General features: G+C 57.7%; 6 protein-coding genes. All 6 read right to left on the reverse strand.

Translation table 11 applies throughout. The annotated features are described in order from the left end of the window. The coding region (locus PROAA_RS06480) for a biotin carboxylase N-terminal domain-containing protein (RefSeq protein ID WP_281182248.1) at positions 1-530 on the reverse strand (530 nt) is incomplete at its 3' end. A 150-nt stretch (positions 531-680) separates the two neighbouring features. Continuing rightward, positions 681-2,213 carry an acyl-CoA carboxylase subunit beta gene (locus PROAA_RS06485; RefSeq protein WP_186410559.1) on the reverse strand — a complete coding sequence of 511 codons (1,533 nt, stop codon included), beginning with the start codon at positions 2,211-2,213 and terminating at the stop codon, positions 681-683. Between the two features lie 70 nt (positions 2,214-2,283). Then, positions 2,284-3,288 carry a methylmalonyl Co-A mutase-associated GTPase MeaB gene (meaB, locus tag PROAA_RS06490; protein ID WP_186410560.1) on the reverse strand — a complete coding sequence of 335 codons (1,005 nt, stop codon included), beginning with the start codon at positions 3,286-3,288 and terminating at the stop codon, positions 2,284-2,286. A 33-nt stretch (positions 3,289-3,321) separates the two neighbouring features. Beyond that, entirely contained in the window at positions 3,322-5,496 is a 2,175-nt protein-coding gene (gene scpA / locus PROAA_RS06495) for a methylmalonyl-CoA mutase (protein WP_186410561.1), read from the reverse strand. 42 nt (positions 5,497-5,538) lie between these two features. Then, complete coding sequence (locus tag PROAA_RS06500; protein WP_186410562.1) at positions 5,539-5,685, reverse strand: hypothetical protein; 147 nt, start codon at positions 5,683-5,685, stop codon at positions 5,539-5,541. 33 nt (positions 5,686-5,718) lie between these two features. Beyond that, the coding region (locus PROAA_RS06505; protein ID WP_186410563.1) for a sulfite exporter TauE/SafE family protein at positions 5,719-5,941 on the reverse strand (223 nt) is incomplete at its 5' end.

Raw genomic sequence — 5,941 nt, forward strand, 5'->3', positions numbered from 1 at the left:
GCCTCAGTATCGTTGAAGGCAACGCGCAGCCCTTTGCCGCCACCGCCGGCCGAGGCCTTGATCATCACCGGGTAACCGATTCCCTTGGCGATCTCGACCGCTTGTTTGGCGTCAGCGATGGCGTCGTTGTAACCGGGAATGGTGTTGACCTTGGCCTTCAGGGCGAGTTTCTTCGATTCAATCTTGTCGCCCATTGCAGCGACGGAGTGGTGCTTGGGGCCGATAAAGGTAATACCGTTCTCTTCAAGGCGCTTCGAGAACTCCTGATTCTCGGAGAGAAAACCGTAACCGGGATGGACAGCTTCAGCGCCGGTTTGCTTGCAGGCAGCAATAATATTGTCAATCTTAAGGTACGAGTCTTTCGAAGCCGCTGGCCCAATGCAGACGGCTTCGTCCGCACTCAGTACATGCAGGGAATCCTTGTCTGCTTCAGAGTGTACGGCGACGGTAGCGATGCCCATGCGGCGGGCGGTTTTGATGACGCGGCAGGCGATTTCACCGCGATTGGCGATCAGAATTTTCTTGAACATTTTTTAACCTCTTTCAACGAAGCAATCCCCTTGGGGGGCAGAATCCGCAGAAACCATGGATAGCGCGGACAATGCAGTGAAATGCCGGGACAGGGTTCGTGTGGATCTCTGTGCCTCTTGCGCTCACTGTATTGACTGCGTGCCGGGTATTTACAGTGGAATATTCCCGTGCTTGCGCCAGGGATTGGTCAACTGCTTGTCGTGCAACATGGCGAGCGAACGGCAAATCCGTTTACGCGTTTCGTTCGGCATGATGACATCGTCAATGAACCCGCGTGCTCCGGCGACGAAAGGGTTGGCAAATTTTGCTTTGTATTCTGCTTCGCGCTGCGCAAGCTTGGCTGGGTCGCCCTTCTCTTCGCGGAAAATGATTTCAACGGCACCTTTCGGCCCCATGACCGCAATTTCGGCAGACGGCCAGGCGAAGTTGACGTCGCCGCGCAGATGCTTCGAGGACATCACGTCATAGGCGCCGCCATAGGCTTTGCGCGTGATGACGGTAATCTTGGGTACGGTACATTCGGCGTAGGCGTAGAGGAGTTTGGCGCCGTGCTTGATGATGCCGCCGTATTCCTGCGCCGTGCCGGGCATGAAGCCTGGCACGTCGACGAAAGTGATGACGGGAAAGTTGAATGCGTCGCAGAAGCGGACAAAGCGAGCCGCCTTGGTCGAGCTCTTGATATCCAGACAGCCGGCCATCACCAAGGGCTGATTGGCAACGATGCCGACCGGCGAACCGTCCATTCGTCCAAAGCCGATGACAATGTTTTTGGCAAAATCAGGTTGTATTTCGAAGAAATCGCCGTCATCGACTGTCTTGAGGATCAGTTCCTTGATGTCGTAGGGTTTGTTGGTGTTATCCGGTACCAGCGTGTCGAGCGAGAGATCGAGTCTGTCGGCCGGATCCTGTGCCGGCAAACGAGGCGGCTTTTCGCGGTTGTTGGCCGGCAGAAAACCGAGAAACCGACGCATGATCATCAGTGCCTCGACATCGTTCTCGAAAGCCAGATCGGCAACGCCGGATTTGCTGGTGTGGCTGACGGCACCCCCCAATTCTTCGGCGGTAACATCTTCGTGAGTCACCGTCTTGACGACTTCGGGACCGGTGACGAACATGTACGAGGAGTCCTTGACCATGAAAATGAAGTCGGTCATCGCCGGGCTGTACACGGCACCGCCGGCGCAGGGGCCCATGATCAAGGAAATCTGTGGAATGACACCAGAAGCCATTACGTTGCGCTGAAAGACGTCAGCGTAACCACCCAGCGAGGCGACACCTTCCTGAATGCGCGCGCCTCCCGAATCGTTGAGTCCGATCAGCGGCGCGCCGACCTTCATGGCTTGATCCATCACTTTACAGATCTTTTCTGCGTGCGATTCGGAAAGCGAACCGCCAAAGACCGTGAAGTCCTGCGAGAAGACAAACATCAGGCGCCCATTGATGGTGCCATAGCCGATTACAACGCCATCGCCAGGAACGGACTCGTCAGCCATACCGAAATCGGTACATCGGTGCTCTTTGAACATGTCCCATTCTTCGAAGGACCCGTTGTCGAGCAACAGTTCAATCCGCTCGCGTGCGGATAGCTTGCCTTTGGCGTGCTGACTGTCGATGCGTTTCTGACCTCCGCCGAGACAGGCAGCGTCGCGCTTCTCTGCCAGCTGGCGAATGATGTCGTGCATGATGCTTTCTCCTTAAGGTTTAGGGTGGATCGGGTTCAAATGAAAGAGGTATGACGGAAAACATGTCAGATCATTGCTTCAAGCTATGCAGCAGTCGATACGCCGCCGCTCCGGGCGTCGTACGGCCTTCGGCTACATCCTTTGATAAACCTGGCAGGGCGGCATGGACCGCCGGATGTTCGCGGAAATAGTGCCGCAAACCCGAGTCGATCAGACTCCACATCCAGTCGACCGCCTGCCGGCGGCGTTTCTCGACAAATTCGCCACTGGCGCTCATGGTTTCCCGATAGCGCTCGATCTCGGCCCAGAACTGGGGAATGCCACGCTTGGCCAGGGCGCTGACGGTGAGCACCGGTGGCCGCCAGTTCGGGCTCGCTGCGCGCAGCATGGTCAGCGCCGTCTTCATCTGCACACGGGCGCATTCGGCGGCTCGCTCGTCGATGTCCGCCTTGTTGAAGACGACCAGATCGGCAATTTCGACAATCCCTTTTTTGATGGCCTGCAGGTCGTCGCCGGAATTCGGCAACTGGAGCAGAACAAAGATGTCGACCATTCCGGCCACCGTTGTTTCGGACTGTCCGACACCCACCGTCTCGACGATGATGACATCGAACCCTGCGGCCTCACAGACCAGCATCGCTTCGCGTGTTTTATCGGCAACACCACCGAGGGAGCCTGCTGTAGGGCTCGGGCGAATGAATGCCTTTTCCTGCTGGCAAAGCATTTCCATGCGCGTCTTGTCGCCGAGGATCGAACCGCCCGACACAGAAGACGACGGATCGACGGCCAGAACCGCCACGCGTTTCCCGTTCTCGATCAGATGAATGCCAAGGGTTTCGATGAAGGTCGATTTGCCCGCACCGGGGACGCCGGAGATGCCGACGCGAATGGCCTTGCCGGTGTGCGGCAGAAGCGCAGTCAGAACCTGATGTGCACGAAGCTGGTGGTCTCTGCGCGTCGACTCGATGAGGGTGATGGTTTTGGCCAGCGCACGCCGGCCTTTCCCCAGTACGCCGTCGACCAGCTGCTGGTCGACGGCGGGCAGAGGAACATTGGGACTGTTGCTCTCATCCATTGCAATGGCTAGCTTTCCTTTATGCCGAGGGTTTTAAGCCTTGGCCGTTGCGCGCACTTTACGAATTTCAGCGATGATCGTCGTAGCCGAATCCTCGATGCGCGTACCGGGACCGAAAATGGCTTTGGCGCCAGCCTTGTACAGGTAGTCGTAGTCCTGCGCCGGGATAACACCGCCGGCAAAGACGATGATGTCATCGGCACCCTGATCCTTCAGGGCCTTGACCAATTCCGGAAGAAGGGTCTTGTGGCCGGCGGCAAGCGACGAAACGCCGATGGCGTGGACATCGTTTTCGATGGCCAAGCGCGCAGCCTCTTGCGGCGTCTGGAAGAGCGGACCAACGTCGATGTCAAAACCCAGGTCGGCAAAGGCCGTGGCAACTACCTTGGCGCCGCGGTCGTGACCATCCTGGCCGAGCTTGGCGATCATGACGCGCGGACGACGCCCTTCGTCATCCTTGAATTTTTCGATATCGGCTTTGAGCGTTTCCCAGCTGGTAATGCCTTCGACGACCGAGCCATAGACACCCGAGACGGTCTGCTGCGTCGCGCGGAAGCGACCGAATACCTTTTCCATGGCGTCGGACACTTCACCCACCGTAGCGCGCAAGCGCATGGCCTTGACCGTCAAATCGAGCAGGTTGCCCTGGCCGCTTTCGGCGCACTGGGTCAGCGCATCGAGCGCAGCTTGCACGGCAGCGCCATCCCGGCTGGCGCGGATAGTCTTCAAGCGGGCCACTTGCGATTCGCGAACGGCGTTGTTGTCGATATCGCGGATGTCGAGTTTATCTTCCTTGGCCAGCTTGTACTTGTTCACGCCGACGATCACGTCTTTTCCGGAGTCGATGCGCGCCTGCTTGTCGGCGGCGCAAGCCTCGATGCGCATTTTGGCCCAGCCGGACTCGACCGCTTGCGTCATGCCACCCATGCCCTTGACTTCCTGGATGATATTCCATGCCTCATCGACCATATCCTGTGTCAGCTTTTCCATCATGTAGGAACCGGCCCAAGGATCGACCACATTGGTGATATGGGTTTCTTCCTGAATGATCAACTGGGTGTTGCGTGCGATACGCGACGAAAAATCGGTTGGCAGGGCAATCGCTTCGTCAAGCGAATTGGTATGCAGCGACTGGGTGCCGCCGAATACGGCGGCCATCGCTTCGACGGTGGTACGGACGACGTTGTTGTAGGGATCCTGTTCGGTCAGCGTCCAGCCGGAAGTCTGGCAGTGCGTCCGCAGCATCGAAGACTTCGGGCTCTTCGGGTTGAATTCCTGCATGACCTTCCACCACAACAGGCGCGCGGCGCGCAGCTTGGCCACTTCGAGATAGAAGTTCATGCCGATGGCGAAGAAGAACGACAGGCGGCCGGCAAAGGCATCGACATCAAGTCCGGAATCGATGGCCGTCTTGACGTAGTCACGGCCGTCGGCGATGGTGAAGGCCAGTTCAAGCGCTTGCGTCGCGCCGGCTTCCTGCATGTGATAACCCGAAATCGAGATCGAGTTGAACTTCGGCATGTGCTGCGATGTGTAGCCGATGATGTCGGAAATGATTTTCATCGACGGTTTCGGCGGGTAAATGTAGGTGTTTCGCACCATGAATTCTTTGAGGATGTCGTTCTGGATCGTCCCCGAGAGTTTTTCCTGCGTCACGCCCTGCTCTTCGGCAGCGACGATGTAGCCGGCGAGAACCGGCAGCACGGCGCCGTTCATGGTCATCGAAACCGAGATTTTCTCAAGTGGAATACTGTCGAACAGAATCTTCATGTCCTCGACCGAATCGATCGCCACACCGGCCTTGCCGACGTCACCGACGACGCGGGCGTTGTCGGAGTCATAACCGCGGTGCGTGGCCAGGTCGAAGGCAACCGAAACGCCCTGACCACCGGCGGCCAGCGCCTTGCGGTAGAACGCGTTGGACTCCTCGGCGGTCGAAAAGCCAGCGTACTGGCGGATCGTCCAGGGACGTACGGCATACATGGTCGCCTGCGGGCCGCGAACAAATGGGGCGAAACCGGGAAGCGTATCGGTGTATTGCAGGCCGGCAACATCCTGCTTGGTATAGAGGGGCTTGACGACGATGCCTTCCGGGGTGACCCAGTTGATGGCATCAACCACTCCGCCTGGAGCCGATTTGGTAGCCGCTTTTTTCCAGGCGTCTAGACTTGAAGAATCAAGTAGCGCGACAGTGCTCTCGTTGGACATGACAAGACCTTTCAGAATGTAAGAAACTTGGGGGGACGTTCCTCAGCCGGATGCAGAAAACGCGACCTGGCTGCGAGCGTTGCGCTCACCAGCGGTGGCCAAATCGCCACGAACGGACAATCCTACTTTACCCTCAGCTTCAAGGCAAGAAGAAACCGGTTCCTGAGCGTCTTTATTGATTGAAATCATGGTTCCACCGCATGGCGTGTAGTCGAGTTCAGATCAGGAAAAAAAGTTCCACAACATCTTCGCGGCCAGGGCAATGAGCACGCAGGCGAAGATGCGTTTCAGGGTTGAAACGGGCAGGCGATGAGCGAGCCTCGCACCTAGCGGAGCAATCAGCATGCTCGCCGGAACCATCCAGACCAAAGCCGGCAAATACACGAATCCCATGCTCCAGGGCGGAAGGTTGGCATGGCCCCAGCCGTTGTAGATGTAGCCGAGG

The sequence above is a fragment of the Candidatus Propionivibrio aalborgensis genome (genome assembly GCF_900089945.1).
GTDB lineage: Bacteria > Pseudomonadota > Gammaproteobacteria > Burkholderiales > Rhodocyclaceae > Propionivibrio > Propionivibrio aalborgensis.

Coding starts and splice junctions, on each gene's coding strand:
- PROAA_RS06485 (WP_186410559.1), bottom strand. CDS start 2,213: ATGCACGACATCATTCGCCAGCTGGCAGAGAAGCGCGACGCTGCCTGT.
- meaB (WP_186410560.1), bottom strand. CDS start 3,288: ATGGATGAGAGCAACAGTCCCAATGTTCCTCTGCCCGCCGTCGACCAG.
- scpA (WP_186410561.1), bottom strand. CDS start 5,496: ATGTCCAACGAGAGCACTGTCGCGCTACTTGATTCTTCAAGTCTAGAC.
- PROAA_RS06500 (WP_186410562.1), bottom strand. CDS start 5,685: ATGATTTCAATCAATAAAGACGCTCAGGAACCGGTTTCTTCTTGCCTT.